Annotated in this window: 14 protein-coding genes and 1 pseudogene; 7 read left to right on the forward strand and 8 right to left on the reverse strand. The window is 58.5% G+C overall.

The genetic code is table 11. The features are described 5' to 3' along the window. Positions 1 to 25 precede the first annotated feature (25 nt). Positions 26 to 817, forward strand: a complete 792-nt coding sequence (locus tag F8N80_RS28780) for an IclR family transcriptional regulator (RefSeq protein ID WP_150747652.1) — start codon at positions 26 to 28, stop codon at positions 815 to 817. Here the strand turns inward: F8N80_RS28780 and F8N80_RS28785 are convergent. The 3 genes from F8N80_RS28785 to F8N80_RS28795 form a co-directional block, all read right to left on the reverse strand. Next, positions 810 to 3365 (reverse strand): helix-turn-helix transcriptional regulator, encoded by a 2556-nt coding sequence (locus F8N80_RS28785; protein ID WP_150785227.1) that lies wholly within the window; start codon positions 3363 to 3365, stop codon positions 810 to 812. The genes F8N80_RS28780 and F8N80_RS28785 overlap by 8 nt on opposite strands. A gap of 140 nt (positions 3366 to 3505) precedes the next feature. Further along, positions 3506 to 4873, reverse strand: coding sequence for a DUF1329 domain-containing protein (locus F8N80_RS28790; RefSeq protein WP_150747650.1), 1368 nt, complete (start codon positions 4871 to 4873; stop codon positions 3506 to 3508). A 23-nt stretch (positions 4874 to 4896) separates the two neighbouring features. Then, positions 4897 to 6690, reverse strand: coding sequence for a DUF1302 domain-containing protein (locus F8N80_RS28795; RefSeq protein WP_150785228.1), 1794 nt, complete (start codon positions 6688 to 6690; stop codon positions 4897 to 4899). 550 nt (positions 6691 to 7240) lie between these two features. Here F8N80_RS28795 and F8N80_RS28800 point away from each other — a divergent pair. The 3 genes from F8N80_RS28800 to F8N80_RS28810 all read left to right on the forward strand — a co-directional run bounded on the left by F8N80_RS28800 (position 7241) and on the right by F8N80_RS28810 (position 10683). Continuing rightward, positions 7241 to 8008 carry an N-acetylmuramoyl-L-alanine amidase gene (locus F8N80_RS28800; RefSeq protein WP_150747648.1) on the forward strand — a complete coding sequence of 256 codons (768 nt, stop codon included), beginning with the start codon at positions 7241 to 7243 and terminating at the stop codon, positions 8006 to 8008. Between the two features lie 531 nt (positions 8009 to 8539). Continuing rightward, on the forward strand, positions 8540 to 10426 hold the full coding sequence (locus tag F8N80_RS28805) for an S-type pyocin domain-containing protein (RefSeq protein ID WP_224790773.1): 1887 nt from the start codon (positions 8540 to 8542) through the stop codon (positions 10424 to 10426). Further along, the gene (locus F8N80_RS28810; protein ID WP_150747646.1) at positions 10423 to 10683 is read left to right on the forward strand and encodes a hypothetical protein; all 261 of its coding nucleotides are present in this window, start codon (positions 10423 to 10425) and stop codon (positions 10681 to 10683) included. The genes F8N80_RS28805 and F8N80_RS28810 overlap by 4 nt, the downstream gene beginning before the upstream one ends. Positions 10684 to 10729: 46 nt before the next feature. On the opposite strand, the gene F8N80_RS28815 is transcribed toward F8N80_RS28810, so the two are convergent. The 4 genes and pseudogenes from F8N80_RS28815 to F8N80_RS28830 all read right to left on the reverse strand — a co-directional run bounded on the left by F8N80_RS28815 (position 10730) and on the right by F8N80_RS28830 (position 13579). Next, the gene (locus tag F8N80_RS28815) at positions 10730 to 11641 is read right to left on the reverse strand and encodes an SDR family oxidoreductase (RefSeq protein WP_150747645.1); all 912 of its coding nucleotides are present in this window, start codon (positions 11639 to 11641) and stop codon (positions 10730 to 10732) included. Positions 11642 to 11756: 115 nt separating this feature from the next. Beyond that, positions 11757 to 12659, reverse strand: a complete 903-nt coding sequence (locus F8N80_RS28820) for an alpha/beta fold hydrolase (protein WP_150785230.1) — start codon at positions 12657 to 12659, stop codon at positions 11757 to 11759. Continuing rightward, a pseudogene (locus tag F8N80_RS28825) lies at positions 12659 to 12811 on the reverse strand (class II aldolase); the annotation flags it as partial. The pseudogene F8N80_RS28825 and the gene F8N80_RS28820, both read right to left, overlap by 1 nt. Positions 12812 to 13123: 312 nt before the next feature. Then, on the reverse strand, positions 13124 to 13579 hold the full coding sequence (locus tag F8N80_RS28830; RefSeq protein WP_150747643.1) for a flavodoxin: 456 nt from the start codon (positions 13577 to 13579) through the stop codon (positions 13124 to 13126). Positions 13580 to 13722: 143 nt separating this feature from the next. On the opposite strand from F8N80_RS28830, the gene F8N80_RS28835 reads away from it, so the two are divergent. Next, complete coding sequence (locus F8N80_RS28835; RefSeq protein ID WP_150747642.1) at positions 13723 to 14199, forward strand: PAS domain-containing protein; 477 nt, start codon at positions 13723 to 13725, stop codon at positions 14197 to 14199. A gap of 54 nt (positions 14200 to 14253) precedes the next feature. Beyond that, positions 14254 to 14859 carry a hypothetical protein gene (locus F8N80_RS28840; RefSeq protein WP_150747673.1) on the forward strand — a complete coding sequence of 202 codons (606 nt, stop codon included), beginning with the start codon at positions 14254 to 14256 and terminating at the stop codon, positions 14857 to 14859. 1 nt (position 14860) lies between these two features. Here F8N80_RS28840 and F8N80_RS28845 read toward each other — a convergent pair whose 3' ends face one another. Then, on the reverse strand, positions 14861 to 15838 hold the full coding sequence (locus F8N80_RS28845; protein ID WP_150747641.1) for a MerR family transcriptional regulator: 978 nt from the start codon (positions 15836 to 15838) through the stop codon (positions 14861 to 14863). 195 nt (positions 15839 to 16033) lie between these two features. Between F8N80_RS28845 and folM the strand changes: the two genes are divergently transcribed. Continuing rightward, positions 16034 to 16744: a dihydromonapterin reductase gene (folM, locus tag F8N80_RS28850; protein WP_150747640.1), complete on the forward strand. Its 711-nt coding sequence runs from the start codon at positions 16034 to 16036 to the stop codon at positions 16742 to 16744.

The raw sequence follows: 16744 nt of genomic DNA on the forward strand, positions 1-16744 counted from the left end.
CATTCGTCCCGGGATCACTGCCTCCATGGAAAAGCCTGACAGCAACGGTAAACAGAAAGTCCGCTCGGCCGAGGTCGGCACCGACATCCTCAAGGCCCTGGCCGAGCTGTCGCCATCGACCTCGCTATCGCGTCTGGCCGAACATGTGCAGATGCCGGCGAGCAAGGTGCACCGCTATCTGCAAGCCTTGATCGCCAGCGGCTTTGCCGAGCAGAACACCACCACCAACCATTACGGCCTGGGCCGCGAAGCCTTGCGCGTCGGGTTGGCTGCCCTCAACAGTATGGACGTGCTGAAAGTCGCCGCCCTGCCCCTGGCCGAGTTGCGCGATGAACTGAACGAAACCTGCTTTCTGGCGGTGTGGGGCAATCAGGGCGCGACTGTGGTGCATATCGAGCCGGCGGTGCGCGCGGTGACGGTGGTCACGCAATTGGGCTCGGTGCTGCCCTTGCTCAGCTCATCGACCGGGTTGGTCTTCGGCGCTTACCTGCCCAAGCGTGAAACCGTGGATTTGCGTGAGCAGGAACTGCAAAACGACAGCGCTCACGCCCTCGCCGACGATCAGGCCTATGAAACCCTGTTCGGGCAGATCCGTGACCACGGCCTGCATCATGTGCATGGATTGCTGATGCCGGGTGTCGATGCGCTGTCGGCACCGGTGTTCAACGCCGTCGGACACGTGGCGGCGGTGATTACCATTGTCGGCCCGACCTCGTTGTTTCATGCCGACGAAAACGGCCCGGCGGCCCGGCGATTGCTGGCGGCGACGCAAGCCGTGAGTTGGCGGATGGGCTACGAGTCGCCCGCCGTCAAATGACAATGCCCAATGCTTTTGCCCTGGCCACCGCTTGAGTCCTGCGCTCCACCCCCAACTTGCCATTGATGCGTCGCGCGTGGGTTTTCACCGTATGCAACGAGATGAATAACAGATCGGCAATTTGCTGGTTCGAGTTGCCCTGTGCCACTAACGTGAGTACTTCGATTTCACGTTGACTCAACCGGTTCCCGGTGGCGGCCGTCACCTCAGGGTCATGACCCGGTTCGGCCCGTCCAATGGCCTGCGGCAACCGGGGCTGGCGCAACTGCAAATCGCGCAAGGCCTGTTGCAGGTTACAACGCTCGACCAGGGCCATGCCTTCCTGCAACGATTGTCGGGCAACGGCCGGGTTGTCGGTCAGCCAGGCGGCTTCGGCCAGCGCCAGGTGCAATTGCGCCTGCAGCCCCGACATCCCCCGCTGCCTGGCCCACTGCATTTGCGCCTCGAGCCGGGCCAATGGCATGTGCGCCTGTCCCAGATAGACGTCGGTCAATACCAGCAGATATTCCAGGGCCGGAATCAACTCCAGCGTCGCCGGCGGTGCCTGACGTGCGTGGGGCCCCTGATAGTGACGGAGCACCCGGGTCAGGGCTTCGTGAGCCAAGTGCGGCCGGCCCTGCTGCAGCCAGAATTGACAGCTGATTTGCAGCAGGGCACTGCGGTACACCGTGTCTGGAATCCGTCGTTGTTGCATCAACCGTTCGGCGTCACGCAGCAGGACGAAGGCTTGAGCGTAATCCCGCCGATTGGCCGCCAATTGTGCCAGACCGAGGAACCCATACAGCGCTCGTTTATCCTGGTTGCGCAGGCAGATCTGCAGGCCGCTCTCGAAATACGCCGCGGCCTGCATTTCCCGGCCCTGACTCAAGCTCAGACGCCCACGATGCAGGGCAATCCGTCCCAGCAAGGGTTCGGCCAGCGGTTGCTGCCGGATGAGCAGGCCGTCCATGTTGGCGAGCAAGTGCTCGGCCCTGCCGCATGCCCCCCGTTGCTCGAGCAACTGTGCGTGATCGAGTTCCAGCAGGCCTTCAAACACCAGCGAGCCTTGCGCCCGGGCCAGGCATAACGCCTCACGGTTGAGCGCCTGTGCAACCTCGAGTTCGCCCCGCACCAGGGCCTGTTGCGTCAAACCGGACAGGCACATCAGCCGGACGGGCCAGAACGCTGGCCCCAGCTCGTCGAGCGCCTCAAGAAAGTGTGCCCGTGAAGCGTCCATGCGCCCCTGCAAATGCAGCAACCAGCCTTGTTGCGCCTGCCAGCGGGCGATCAATTGCCGCTGATCGAACGCTGACGGTTGTGGCACGAAGCGGGACAAATGTTCGATGCATTCACCCGCCTGCTCGAAACGTCCGGCAAACAACAAGGCCGCAGTGATCAGCCCGACCAGTTGGGGCGAGCCGAGCATCAGCTCCTCGCCTTGTTGTTCATGTAATCGCAATAACAGCGCCACGGTCTGCTCTTCGAACAGGTGCTCGAAACTGAAATGCTGCAACAGGCTGACCGCGACCTCGAACTCTTCGGCCAGCAAGGCCTGTTCGAACGCGGCCTTCCAGTCCAGTTCGGCGGCGAACCACTGACAGGCACGCCGATGCCAGGAGCGCCCGGCCGGCCACTGCTCGTCGCGCATCAACCGGGTCAGGGGAGCGAAAATCCGCAGCCAGTCTGTCGAGTCTTGCCAGGGCTCGATGAAGCAGCCCAATTCCTGCAGCGCGCTCAAACATTGAGCGCCCTCGCCCGCGCCGAACAGGTGATCGCAGAGCCGGGCATTGAAGCGTGGCAAGTGGGCCAGCACCCACCAGGCTTCGGCAAGCTCCGGGGTCAGGCTGGCAAAGAGCTCATGTTCCAGGTAATCGTGCAGGGTGTCTGGCCGACCGTGGAGCGTGTCGCTGCGTGACCAGTCGCATTTTTGCAGCAGCGCAATCCGTACGCCGGCGCACCAGCCACCACTGCGCCGCAAGATCCACTCGGCAGCTTTCGCGGTCTGTGCCGGCTCCAGGTGATGCAACAGTTTTTCAATTTCACCCTGATTGAACGCCAGCGTGGAGCGCTCGCAATCGTACAGTTCATCATCCAGTAGCAGGCGCGGCCAATTGCATTGCGGACGGCGCCGACCACTCAGCCACCAGGTGACCCGCGGGCTGCTGATGGCCAGCAGCCGGTCGAGCAACAGATCCAGTTCCGGATGGGGCATACGGCAATAGTCATCGAGAAACAGCCAGGTCGCTGTCTGCAGTCGAGCCAGATGCTCCAGCAAGGCGGGCTCATCCGAGGCTGGCAGCCCCAGGGTTTGCGCCAGGCGCTGGCGAAAATCGACCACACTGCTCGCCTCCCCCGCCAACGGCAGCCAATAGACCTGACACTGTGCAGGCGCCTGCAACAGGCATTCGACGAGCAGCGCACTCTTGCCACTGCCCGCCGGTGCGCAGAGCAATTTCACCCGCGCCGTCGATGCCAGCAAGGGTTCGATCAACCGGGCGCGCGACTGGTGGTGGGAAGACAAACGGGGCAGGAGTCCAGGACGGTCCAGACACAGCGTCATGGCAGTCATAGTGGTGCGCCTTTTTATAATTGTGGCGCCACCCTAGCCCTGTCCTGACAGCTTGTTGAAGAAGTATTCAACACACTGATCGACCCCTATAAACAAGGTGACCTTATGTCACCTTTTTCTGTAGGACCACTGTAGGAAAGTTACCTCACACCCGTACTCCGCAAGGCTGCCGGCGTGTAGTCCCCTGCTTTGGCGGCGACACCGAACTCGAAGCTGCGTTTCTCCTCGTTCTTCATCCCCAGGGCAATGTAGCGACCGGCGATGAGGTCATACAGCGCTTCAACGGTATACGCCGGGACCTGGTGATCGTAGTAGAACTGCGCATGCCCTTCGGCGACGCGCCAGAGTTGCCCGCGACCGTCGTAGTGATCGGCCAGCGCCACCTGCCAGCTGTCTTCGTCGATGTACATGTGACGCTTGGCATACACGTGTCGCTCGTTCGGCTTGACCGTCGCGACCACCTCCCACACGCGATGCAACTCATACCGGGTCAGGTCCTGATTGATGTGCCCGGCCTGGATGACGTCGGTGTACTTGAGGTTGGGCGAGTCGAGCTTGTAGCTGTTGTACGGGATGTACATTTCTTTCTTGCCGACCAGCTTCCAGTCGTAGCGATCCGGCGCGCCGGAAAACATGTCGAAGTTGTCGGTGGTACGCAACCCGTCGGACGAGGTGCCCACACCGTCATAGGCGACTTGCGGCGCACGTCGCACACGGCGCTGGCCGGCGTTGTAGATCCAGGCCTTGCGCGGTTCCGTGACCTGATCGAGGGTCTCGTGCACCAGCAACACGTTGCCCGCCAGCCGTGCTGGCGCGGTGACTTCCTGCTTGAAATAGTTGAGCACGTTCTCATCGCTGCCCGGTTTCAGATCCCCGAGCAGCGAGGGCACGGCGACCTCGTCCTTGAAGCGGATGACCGTGAAATCACCATTGGACTGAGGCGTTGCCTGGGTGATGGTGCGGCGCAGGTTACCGCCGTGATAACGGGTGACATGGTTCCAGATCACCTCGACACCGTTCTTCGGAATCGGAAAGGCGTAATAGCGATTGCCGGTGAAATTAGCCAGGCCATTACCGTCGTTGATCGATGTCACGTTCAGCGCGCTGCGCTTGGCCGACTCATTGATATCCGCGGGTACGGCCACGGTACGGTGGGTTGGATACACCGGGATTTTGTAGGTCTCGGGGTAGCGCTTGAACATCGCTATCTGGCCATCGGAGAGCTTGTCCTTGTACTTGTCCACGGTCGCCGCGGTGATGGTGAACAGAGGCTTTTCAGTGGCGAACGGGTCGGCCAGGAAACCTTTGCTGTCCACGGCACCGGCGTTTTTCGGGAGCCCACCGGTCCAGGCCGGGATCGAGCCATCGGCGTTGCCGGCCTTCTCGCCCCCCAGCGGGGTAAGGCTGGTGCCGAGCTTGTTCGCCTCTTCCGGCGACACCGCGGCCATCACGTTGACAGCCAACAGGCTCAGGGCCAGGGCGCCGCATTGCAGAATCATCTTGCGCATTGAAATCATCCTTCTCAGCCAGATCAGAAGTTCACGCCAAAGCTCAACGCCAGGAAGTCGCGATCTTCCAGGGTGTTGTAGTCACCGCCGAAGAAATCGGTGTAACTCAAGCTCGCGGTATAGGTATTGCGGTAGTCGGCATCGACGCCGAGGCTGATCGCCTTGGCGCCTTCGTTGAACAGCCCGTTGGGGCCGTATCCGGCGACGTCATGGGACCAGGACAGGTTGGGTTTGAAATTGATCCCGGCGATGACGTTGTTGTAGTCAAGGATGGCGCGGGCGCGGTATCCCCAGGAGGTCGACGTGACGAAGCCGTCGGTATCACCGCCAAAACCGTATTGGCCGTACACCGAGTCGCGGCCGTAGCGCAGTTTGCTGCGAGCCTCCAGCCCGCCAACGTGGACAACGGCCGCCTCACCCACCAGGGTCAGCCGGTCGGCCCCCATCACCTGATCGATGAAATGGGTCAGGGTGCTCTGGATCTGCGTCATTTCCTTGCGGCGATAGCCTTTGTTGTCAGCCCCAGGCGTCGTCGCGATAGGCGATGCCGCGCCGCCGGCGATCGGGTTGAGCATCGCCAGGGTCAAATCGGTGCTGTTGAGCTGTACCGGAGCGTTGGGGCGATAGCTGATCTCGCCGGTCCACGCGGTACCTGTAGGCAAGGTGGTCGAGAAACTCGCACCGTAGAGGCGAATGTCTTCCGGGTACTCGAGGTAGTACTGGCCGCGACCGAGCATCACACTCTGGGCCAAGGCCGATCCGGTGCCGGGCGCAATGGCGTTGGCGGTGCCGACGATGGCCGGGATTTGTGACAGCGTGCCCAGGCCGGCCGTCGTGGTGCCGCCATTCGGTGTGCGGCTGTGGTAGTTCATGAAATACAGGCCGTATTCGGTATCGTCGCCCAACCAGCGCAGCGCCGTACCCCATTGCCCGGAGTCACGGGCGTCGCGGTCACCGCCACGGGGCACAATCACCCCTTCCCTGCCGACCTGGAAGCCCTGGCCAAACGCGGCGGCGATCGGTTGCAATGGCGCGATTGCCGGGCTGCCAACTGTATAGCCCGTGGTGCAACCGTCGGCCGCCACGTCACCGCCGAAGAAGGTGCCGCAGTTGTCGAGAACGGTCTGGTCCCACTCCAGTTGATAGAAACCTTCCACGTTAAGTTTGTCGGTCAGGCCCTGGGAGGCGAACAGCATGTTCACCGGGATCAGGCCTTCCTTGATCTCGGCGCCAGGGCGACGAAACGCTGAAACGTCGACCGGGTTGATGCTGTTGATCGAGTTGCCGATGAAGGTGCTTTCGCCCCAGCTGACCACCTGCTTGCCGGCGCGCACGGTGCCCGGCAAGTCGGCGATCGAATAGTTGTGATAGACGAAGGCGTCGAGGATCTGCGCGCCGGCGGACTTGGAACCTTCCTTGCGATTTTTATCGCTGATCGGCTTGAATTCGCGATCTTCGTCCTTCAATTCGAAGTCGTACCAATACTTGCCACGGACGAACACACCGGTGTCGCCGTACTTCAGTTCGAGATCGTGGATCCCCTTGAAGATCTTGGAGAAGGTTTCGCCCTTCTTGAAGTTCAGGCGCCCGTCGTCACCGGTCGACGCCTGGCCGGTCCCGCCATTGACGATGCCTACCAGCGCCTTATCGGCATCGCGCATGCCCCAGCTCGCGCCGACGGACAACGAGGAGTCGAATGTCCCCTCGATTTCGCCAATATTGAATGAAATGGCCTGCACCTGGGCGCAGCAACCCAAGGCCACCGCAGCGGCCAGCGCCTGCGGTGTGAAGATGGCGCGCATTGTTGTTTTTGTCATGCGTCTTCCCCGGTGAGTGACAGAAGGCCACACCCTACTGCGGCACGTCGGGGGCGATAAGCGCACCAAGGAGGTATTCGTGGTGTCGCTCTAAAGGATTAATCGCTGCGTAGGACGCAGCGGAAACCGGCAAGCTGCAGCGACTGTTACACAAACCGCAACAGTGCATGTCCGGAATCGCTATTCCTCCTTTGCAGATAAGGGCTTATTCTTATCAGGCTTCCACGGCAACAGCCTGAAAGCATAGAAACCAATGGCCTGTGATCGATTCATTTCATTGGCGACGAATCTCAGATGAATTGAAGTTTTCGACTCATCGCCCTGTGTTCAATGACGTTGATTTGTAGCTCCTTGATCCAACGTCTTACTTTGGCCGCTGCGTTTGCAGCGGCCTTTTTTATGGGCGCAGTTTCTAGCACCTACATCACTTTCGGAAAGTGACTACAGGAATCTGTAAACATACGAAGCACCTGATGATTAAAGGTAATAGCTGCACGTATTCATTTACATCGCACGCTACTTCAACCTTACTCATCAAGAGCATTTCCTCATGATACCTATTGATGCCACTACCTATCGCTCCATCAAAGGCTTTAACAACCGCGCCCGCTTTCTGATTCTTCATTACACAGCCGGCAACTTCTCCAGCTCGGTCAGTGCACTGACCGGCCCGAATGTCAGCGCCCACTATCTGGTCCCCGACATTACGGATCAGAGCTATCTCAAAGCAGGTCATACCGGTCAGGTCATCTTCAATCTCGTCGACGAAACCCAGCGCGCGTGGCATGCGGGCACCAGCCACTGGAGTAATCGAAGCAATCTGAATGACACCTCTATCGGCATAGAAATTGTCAATCTTGCTTCTTTCAACCAAGGAAGGTTCACTTTTCCGCCCTATCATCCCGCACAAATCACGGCGATTGAAGAGCTGGCGCTGAACATCCTTGAACGCTATCCCGATATCACCCCGACCCAGGTCCTGGGCCACTCAGATATTGCCGTCGGCCGCAAAAGCGACCCAGGCCCGCAACTTCCCTGGCATGCACTTTACTTGAAAGGCATCGGCGCCTGGTTCGACGATGCCACTCAAAATGCCATTCAGCAGCAATATGTCGAATCCGGCATTCCAACCCGCTCCGAATTGCTGAAAATGTTCAAGACCTACGGGTATGACGTGTCCGGTGCGACGACCGAACAAGGCTTCACCCAGCTTGTCCGGGCGTTTCAGTTGCACTTTCGCCCGGATACTTATGACGGGGTGATGGATGCGCAAACGGCAGCGAATCTGACGGCGTTGGTTCGCAAGTATTTTGCTTGATAGCCCCTGACCTGGCCGCTGAATTCGCCGCAGCCATTTTCTGGATTTTGATAGCGTCGATAGCAATAGCAACGGCTATCAAAGTCGGTCCTACAAAATATTTCCTGGGACAGTGTAAGAAATATATTTTTATGCAGAGGATATATCGCACCCCTTGAAGCCTTGTGGAAACATCCTTCGCAAATCAAGGTAACGCCTTACACATCTCTCAGCCCCACCAATATCAACTTTGATGTAAATTTTAATAACCGATCGACATCGACCAGCCAAACACCAACATGATCACATGACAAATAACGCACAATTCACAAGGATATGAATATGCGAAAGCCACTTGGGCCACCACGTCCAAATCCATCAAGGCCTGGATATCTTGAAATTGATACATACGTTGATATAAGAGGCATTGCGCCTGATCACGCCATCCTTCCACCTCGAGGGCCAAGTCACCTTAAAGCCGGGCCATTTGGCTACGCTCGCGCAGAAAGTTTCATTCAAAATCGGGCAGCTATCGTCCATAGAATCAACGAATTGGAACAGGACTATCAGACCAGGAGCAGCCAACTGTCACAATCCATCGAGGCAGATCTGGCTGCGGTTAGATCAGAAGGTCCTAATGATCCAGTTGCACCAACACAGTCAATCATCCGCGAGCTACAGGTTCTAAATAAACTTTATCAGCGAAAAACTGCCGAACTCCATCATAAAACAACGACTGCCAACGCGTTTTATGGAGGCGATCCTTTTAACTGGAATATTCACGATTACATGTTAAAAGCCACGAAAATGGAGCAATGGCCGGGGCCGAACGGTATAGCCATGCAGGCCCTGAATCAATCACTCAGCGCCGCAAACGACGCAAGATTGTTGTCGTTAACCATTCATTCGCTTGGCCAGCGCAACCTCCAACTGACGCAAACCCTCAATGCATTGCAGGCCGCTGAAACAGCGCGATTGGCAGCAGAACAGGAAGCACAACGTGTCGCCGCTGAACAGGCACGCCTCAGGGCGCAAGCTAACGCTCTGGCCCATGCACAGGAGCAGGCTCGGCTAGCCGCGATGGCAGAGGCCGAACGATTGGCCTTCGAGAAAGCCCGGATTGCCGCAGAGGTTACCGCACAGTATTTCGCTGCCGAACAGGCTCGCCTCGAAGCCGAGGCCGAAGCCCAACGACAAGCCGACCAACTGTTCCTCGAAAATCAACGGCAAGCGGAAGAAAAAGCGCTTCGTGATGCAGTTGAGGCTGCGAAGGCTGCCCAGGGTGATCGCCCGTTTCCAGTATCGGGCGCGGCGGCGGCAAGTGGCCCGGTGTTAACAGTAACGGCGGGAGCTGTCGCCACTAGCACGGCGACCAGCCTGGCCATCCAGACCAGTTTACGCGCAGCCGTTTCAGCGGTGCTGGCGGCAGCGGCAGCGTCGGCAGGCGCGGTTGTTGGCGGGTTTGCAGCGCTGCTGGTGCCCTCGCCGCTGGGTAACAGCGACCTCTACGCCCTGAGCGTGCCGCTAACGGACCTCACATCCCACGATCCCCATGACTTGCATGCCATTGCCGAGGCCAATGGGGAAATCGCACTGCCAGTCGCGATTGGCTCCAGGACTGTGGGTAACACAACGGAGTTCTTCGTTGCCGCCACAAACGGCACGACAGTACCTGCCAAAGTGCCGGTGCGGCTCGCCACTTTCGATCCCGGTCTGAACGCCTATCAGGCCTACAACCCCGATGTGCCATCCATTGGCATGACCTGGACGCCCATTGTAAAGCCGAACGATGCGTCCACTACGTTACCAGCGGGCGAGCAGAAGATTGCCGTCTATGACGGCGCTAGCGCGACGGCACTGGAAGGAAGGCTCGATGAGTTTCCGGAGCTGGATCTGTATAGCTTTGGTGGATTCATCAATGTCTTTCCAGTTGATTCGGGTATTCCACCTCAATATGTTGTGTTCAACAGCCCCTATGAGGGTGCAATTGTCGAAGGCGAACACAGTGGCCGCGATTTCAATCCAGAGGAAGCGGGTGGCCCGATTTTGAAGTTGGAGTGGAAAATAGCAACCGCTGCTCGTGAGGGAACAGATGTGGTCATATTGCACACATCTAAATTTCCTTCTTCTAATGCAAACAAGGTCATGATTGATCGGTTGGAAAGGATTCTCAGCGGAGAGCTCGAAATGACCGATACTGACAAACGCTTCTATACTCATGAAATCAGAGAGTTTGAAAGATTCAGAGCGCTTGGTTATAGCGACACTGAGACGCCAGATATAAGTTCTCCCGCATGGAATAACGTACACACTGCAACACTGGAAGATTACAAATTAAAAGACGATCCGACCTTGCTCTACACATCCGAAGCCTTAGCGGCGGCAAAAGAACAAGAAGAACGCGAATTTCAAACATTTTTGAAGGAGATGTGGCAATGAACACCATTGAAAAAATTGTACAAAATGAATCTCTGGATGATGTCGTCGCGGTTTTTGCGTTGATTAAAGCAACACCGGACTTGGACATGATGATCCGTCGTTATAACCGCGAAGCTTTAAAATATGGGGAGCTTGAAAGCGCTTACACACGACTTATCGAAGCGGGTGTACTGACTAATGGCGACAAAGGGCTGGCCGCAAAAGGGCCAAACTGGAAAGCACCCAAATTTGTCATAGAAAAGCGCTACAGCGAGTAAAAATGACATCCCAAGCCGCATCCTGCGGCTTGGGACATTACATCCCTTAAATCGAATACCTCTGCAAATTCCCCATCATCTCCTTCAACGCCTCAATATTGTCCTTCGGATGCACCGCCCCCTCGAAATCACAAATCTGCTGCCAATGCGCCGCCACCTCCTCCGGCGAGAACCCCACCCGCGGATCAAACCCGGCGCCCAGGCTGCGTTCCCAGCGCACCTTGCCCATCCAGCCGCCACCGACTTCAAACAGCCCGGAGGTTTCCTGGCAGTTTTCGCTGGCCAGGTACACCACCAGCGGGCTGACCAGTTCCGGTTTGAGTTGTTCGAACACTTGCGGCGGGATCAGGCCTTCGGTCATGCGGGTGCCGCCGGTGGGGGCGATGGCGTTGACCAGGATGTTGTTCTTGCGGCCTTCGATGGCCAGGGTGCGGGTCAGGCCGTAGAGGCCGAGTTTGGCCATGCCGTAGTTGGACTGGCCGAAGTTGCCGTAGATGCCCGAGGTCGAGGCGGTGAAGATTACCCGGCCATAGTTTTGCCCGCGCAGGTGCGGCCAGGCGGCGCGGGTGACTTTGTAGGCGCCTTCGACGTGGACCCGGTAAACCAGGTCCCAGTCGCCGTCGTCCATTTTGTGGAAGGTCTTGTCCCGCAGGATCCCGGCGTTGTTGACCACGACGTCGACCCGGCCGAACACGTCGAGGGCGTGCTGGACGATTTTGTCGCCGTCGGTGACGGAGTCATGGTTGGCTTCGGCGGTGCCGCCCGCCTCGCGGATTTGCGCCACCACACGGTCCGCCGCCGAAGCATTTGCGCCTTCGCCCTGGGTCGAACCGCCGAGGTCGTTGACCAGCACCTGGGCGCCCTGTTTTGCGAACAACAGCGCATGCGCCCGTCCCAGGCCGCCACCTGCACCAGTGATAATCACGACTTTATCTTCGAAACGCACAGACTCGTTCATCGGGGGGACTCCAGCAGGCCAGGGACAATGGGGCCGAGTGTCAGGCACGGCGATGCTGGTCACAATGAACACGGGGGAGGCTGAATGGTGTGCGATAAGGCTGGGGGATGATGACTCAGGAACACGCCACCTTGCGCGGCGGCAAAACCTGCTGATCGCGAAACTCCAGATAATGCTTGAGCACCAGCCCCGGCGCTTCGGTCTGCGGGTAGTGGCCGATGCCGGGCAACAGGACCGTGTCCGGATTCGGGATCAGCTCCCGATAGCGCTCGACCATGTGCCCGCCAGAGACCGGATCGACCTCGCCATCGATCACCCGCAGTGGCACTTCACCGCGCTGCATCGCGCCGACCCAGCGCTCACGCTGCACACGCCGCTCGGGGATATAGCTGATCAACTTGTGCAAGACCCGCGTCCCGTGATTGCTCTCGACCAGGCTCCAGAAATCATCCATCTCGCTCTCGGTGGGACGGCTCTGCGGGCCGAAAATCTGCCGGAAACTCTTCACCAGGCCGTCACGGGAAAAGACTCGCCCAATCATCCAGCCCAAGGGGCTGAGCAATAGTTTTTGCATCAGGACCGGGCGATGGGTTTCGGGAAACAGGCCTCCGTTGAGGAACACGCAGCTGGCAATATGAATGCGCGCTTCGTAATGCCGGGCCAACAGCTCCTGGGCGACGCTGTCGCCATAATCGTGGGCGAGCACATGCAGCGGCTGCTCGACGTTCAAATGAGCCAGCAACGCCTGTTGCAGATCAGCCTGCTCAAGCAGGCTGTATTCATGGTTCTGCGGTTTGGCGGAGTCGCCAAAGCCGAGCATGTCACAGGCAATCACCCGATACCGCTGGATCAGGGGTTGCCACAGGTAATGCCAGTCCCAACTGGCGGTCGGGAAGCCATGAATGAGCAACAGTGGCTCACCCTGCCCCGCCGTCCAGTAACGGAGGGTCTGGCCACGAAATACGAAGGTCTGGCCGCGCTTGCGCCAGACACACAAAGGGATCTCGGCGAGTGGCATCAGCGTTTATGACCTGGGTCGAGTCTATCGAGTTTGTGCAGCGCCACCGGCCAGGCCAGCGTGCCCCCCATGCCTTGAGCACTTTTGGTAACGCTGGCGATCATCGATTTGGCGCCCGCCAGAATCTGCGGTTCGATGGCGATCCGCTCGGCGGCACTCATCGGGTCTTGAATACTGGGGGGCGATTGCACGGTTACGCTCACGGCAAGGAACCTCGACTTCTTATTATGGAGTGTTGCCAATGACTACCGAGTCTAGTCAGCCTCCAGAGATCGTGTAGTTGCATTGGCAGCCAGCTTGATGGCCTAGCGAGTCAGTGCGCCGCAAGACTGGATCCAGTCAAAGTTTCGCCGCCGGTAATGCCGTAGCGCACAGCTTCAGCAACCCCCGTCAGAACCGATATCGCGTTTGTATGGCGTCGGGGCGCGTGCAAGCCTGGCTCGCCTTGCTGCGCGAGTGACCGGTCAGCCCCGCAGAGCACTGACCAACTCCGCCAGCCAGGGCTCGGCGTCGGTTTCCGGGGTTACGCTTTCGCTGGCGTCCAGGCGAAGCATGGGCAGGACTTCGCGAATGCCCAGTTCGCCGAACAGTTCACGCATCAGTTCACCGCCGCCACAGAAGGTGTCGCCGTAGCTCGCATCGCCCAGACCGATCACGGCGCCCGGCAAGCCACGCCACGCTGCCGGCAACTGGTCGCGAATGGCGAAATACAACGGCTGCAAGTTGTCCGGCAGCTCGCCCATGCCAGTGGTCGAGGTCACCGCCAGGAAGGCCTCGGGGCCAAAGGCCTGCACCTCGGCGAGGCTCGCGCGCGGGTTATGGAAAGTTTCGAAGCCGGCGTTCTTCAACATGTTCGCGGCGTGGCGGGCGACTTCTTCAGCCGTGCCGTACACCGAGCCGGAAAGGATGGCGACTTTCATCAATCTGATCCTGAAGCTGAGTAAAAAGAGGGGGGATATTAACAGCCGCAGCAAAAAAGCTGCGATTAGCTCTCATTTAGCGTTGATGGCCGCTAGAGTTCTTTTAGAATGCTGCGCTCAATCAATCTGGAAAGGATTCTCCGATGATCAACGCCCAACTGCTGCAAATGGTGATCAACGCTTCCAACGACGGCATCGTGATTGCCGAAAAGGAAGGCGAGCAAGACAACATTCTGATTTACGTCAACCCGGCATTCGAGCGGCTGACCGGTTATACCAGCGAAGAAATCCTCTACCAGGATTGCCGTTTTCTTCAGTCCGGGGACCGCGACCAGGAAGCCCTGCCGTTGATTCGAGAGGCTCTGCGCAGAGGCGGTTCCTGCAGGGAAATTATCCGCAATTACCGCAAGGATGGCACGCCATTCTGGAACGAACTGTCGCTTACGACGGTGAAAAATCCGAGTGACGGGCAGACATATTGTGTCGGTGTGCAGAAAGACGTCACGGTTCAGGTCAAGGCGCAGCAGCGGGTGACGCAATTGGAGGCGCAATTGGCTGAAGTCCGGGCCGAGCTTGCTGCACTCAAAGCGACGAACGGCGAAAACAAAACCGCGAATTAAATGCCATTTACTACAATCACCGATAACTTTGTAACTATTTTCTTCGAGCAGATCATGCAGCGCGACGCACTCCTGACTCAGGACGAACTGGATTTTATCCAGACCATGCAGCATAACCCGCAACTCAATGTGCGGGATGCGACGTCGAGCCTGCTGGTCAACGGTGGTTCGCAGATCCGTGACTTGCTCACGCGCCTTGCCGCTCATGAGCAAGTCACCCTCCGGGCCAACTTCGAAAATCAGCAGATGACCTTTCCGCTGCAGCTGGTGGAAGACGAGTTTCACGCGCTGCATTTACGCCTTGGGGTGCCCAGCATCTATGAAGACGGACCGGTGATTCGGCCCTGGCGCCTGGTGCTCGAGGAGCCGGTGGCGCTGGAAAATGCCCGTGGTCACCCTGGCACGATGTGGGTACACGAAGTGTCGTTCAAAGGGGTTCTGCTGGAAGTTCGCAACAAGACCAAACCGCCAAAACATTTCGCCTTGTGGTTCAGCCCGTCAGGGTATGAGCGGATCGCTTTGCGTGGCACCTTCCAGAAAGAAACCGATAACGGCTTCCATGCCTATCAGTTGAATCAGGACGACAAGGACGAAACCGAGCGTCTGCGCCAATTCATCCTGCAGCAGCATCGGCTGACTCATCCCGCCCTGCATCTCTGACTCAAGTATCGAGATTACCTGCCAGGAACTGCTTCAACCGCTGGCGCATCACCATGGCCTCGTTACCCAGGCAACCGATCGAAGATCCGGCCAGGCTCTCCTGCGCCAGATCGGACGCATCCCCCGCCAGCATCACCTGGCAATCCAGGCTCAAGGCCAGGCGATTCAAACGTCGTGGCAATTCGGGGGCTGGCAAATGATTGGAAAGCAGGACCAGCGCCTGGGGCTTGACCCTTTCGCAGACCAGGGTCAATTCGTCGAATGGCTGACCCAGCGCCAGCACTTGAATGGCCGAATCGACACTGCTCAGAAACAGCGTCGTCACCAGCAGTTCGAGTTCACGGCACTGATCGTTCAGTGGACAGACGATCACGCGTCGAGGTTGCATGACCCGCACCAGCAGCAGACGCTGCAACACGCGAGAACGCAGAAAACCATCCAGGAACAGCCATTCGCTGGTCTGGCCAAAGGCTTCCTGGCGCTGCAGCAACAGTCTCCAGAGCGGAAGCAGGATGTTCTGGAACACGACATTCAACGGATAACTGGAAAAGATTTGCCCATAGACCTGCTCCAATCGAACTTCGTCAAAGGCGCTGACGGCCGCCTGAACCTGCTCCTGCCATTGCGTGTAATCCGCTTGCACGAGCTCATTCGGGATGATGGACGCAAGAGACTGGAGCGGTGCGGTCCTGGCCAGTATCTTGCCAACCTTGCTGACCGCAACGCCGCGTTCGATCCAGCCGAGGATGCTGTGAATCCGCTCGATATCGTTCATCGAATACAACCGATGCCCACTGTCGGTGCGCGTGGGCTGAATCAGGCCATAGCGTCGTTCCCAGGCGCGTAGCGTGACCGGGTTGACGCCGGTCAGGCGCGCCACTTCCCGAATTGGAAACAGTTCTTCCCGTTCAATTGGGGCAGCGCCTTGCACAGTCGAGACTGCGTCGGTCAGTACAGGCATGTACAGGTCTATGTCCATGTGAATTGGATCCCATTGTACCTCGCATGCCCTATCGCTATTCAAGACGTTTATAAGCGACAAATGTAACTGGCGTACCAGGTACTGCTGGCTGGATTTCGCGAGCAGGCTCGCTCACAGACGATGCCCCACCCAATAGGTAGCCCAGTCCCGTTCGCTGGTATAGTTTTGCTCTCACTGCGACGCGAGCCGTTCATGACCTCTTCATTCGCCCCGATCCTCATCACCGGTGCCGGCCAGCGTGTCGGCCTGCACTGTGCACAGCGACTGCTCGAAGACGGCCACCCGGTGATCTTCAGCTACCGCAGCGAGCGTCCTGGTGTGCAAACCCTGCGCGACCTGGGGGCGACTGCGGTGTTTGCAGACTTCTCCACCGAAGCCGGGATCTTCGCCTTCATCGGCGAACTGAAAACCCACACCGACAGCCTGCGGGCGATCGTCCATAACGCCTCCGAATGGCTGGCCGAAACCCCGGACACCGACGCTGCCGCCTTTACCCGCATGTTCAACGTACACATGCTGGCGCCCTACCTGATCAACCTGCATTGTGCCGATTTGCTCGAACGCTCACGCCCCGCCGACATCGTGCACATCGGCGATGACGTGACCCGCAAGGGCAGCAGCAAGCACATCGGCTACTGCGCCAGCAAAGCCGGGCTCGATAGCCTGACCCTGTCTTTCGCCGCCAAATACGCGCCGACCATCAAGGTCAACGGTATCGCGCCAGCCCTGCTACTGTTCAACCCCGACGACGACGCGGCGTACCGCGCCAAGGCATTGGCCAAGTCCGCGCTGGGCATCGAACCCGGCAGCGAAGTGATCTACCAAAGCTTGCGTTATCTGCTCGACAACCCTTATGTCACCGGCACGACCCTGACCGTCAACGGCGGACGGCACCTCAAGTAA

This window comes from Pseudomonas fluorescens (assembly GCF_902497995.1).
Taxonomy (GTDB): Bacteria; Pseudomonadota; Gammaproteobacteria; order Pseudomonadales; family Pseudomonadaceae; genus Aquipseudomonas; species Aquipseudomonas fluorescens_BK.

What these genes read in the sequence shown, in the direction of transcription:
- F8N80_RS28780 (WP_150747652.1), top strand. Translation starts at nt 26, where the DNA reads ATGGAAAAGCCTGACAGCAACGGTAAACAGAAAGTCCGCTCGGCCGAG.
- F8N80_RS28785 (WP_150785227.1), bottom strand. Translation starts at nt 3,365, where the DNA reads ATGACTGCCATGACGCTGTGTCTGGACCGTCCTGGACTCCTGCCCCGT.
- F8N80_RS28790 (WP_150747650.1), bottom strand. Translation starts at nt 4,873, where the DNA reads ATGCGCAAGATGATTCTGCAATGCGGCGCCCTGGCCCTGAGCCTGTTG.
- F8N80_RS28795 (WP_150785228.1), bottom strand. Translation starts at nt 6,690, where the DNA reads ATGACAAAAACAACAATGCGCGCCATCTTCACACCGCAGGCGCTGGCC.
- F8N80_RS28800 (WP_150747648.1), top strand. Translation starts at nt 7,241, where the DNA reads ATGATACCTATTGATGCCACTACCTATCGCTCCATCAAAGGCTTTAAC.
- F8N80_RS28810 (WP_150747646.1), top strand. Translation starts at nt 10,423, where the DNA reads ATGAACACCATTGAAAAAATTGTACAAAATGAATCTCTGGATGATGTC.
- F8N80_RS28815 (WP_150747645.1), bottom strand. Translation starts at nt 11,641, where the DNA reads ATGAACGAGTCTGTGCGTTTCGAAGATAAAGTCGTGATTATCACTGGT.
- F8N80_RS28820 (WP_150785230.1), bottom strand. Translation starts at nt 12,659, where the DNA reads ATGCCACTCGCCGAGATCCCTTTGTGTGTCTGGCGCAAGCGCGGCCAG.
- F8N80_RS28830 (WP_150747643.1), bottom strand. Translation starts at nt 13,579, where the DNA reads ATGAAAGTCGCCATCCTTTCCGGCTCGGTGTACGGCACGGCTGAAGAA.
- F8N80_RS28835 (WP_150747642.1), top strand. Translation starts at nt 13,723, where the DNA reads ATGATCAACGCCCAACTGCTGCAAATGGTGATCAACGCTTCCAACGAC.
- F8N80_RS28840 (WP_150747673.1), top strand. Translation starts at nt 14,254, where the DNA reads ATGCAGCGCGACGCACTCCTGACTCAGGACGAACTGGATTTTATCCAG.
- F8N80_RS28845 (WP_150747641.1), bottom strand. Translation starts at nt 15,838, where the DNA reads ATGGACATAGACCTGTACATGCCTGTACTGACCGACGCAGTCTCGACT.
- folM (WP_150747640.1), top strand. Translation starts at nt 16,034, where the DNA reads ATGACCTCTTCATTCGCCCCGATCCTCATCACCGGTGCCGGCCAGCGT.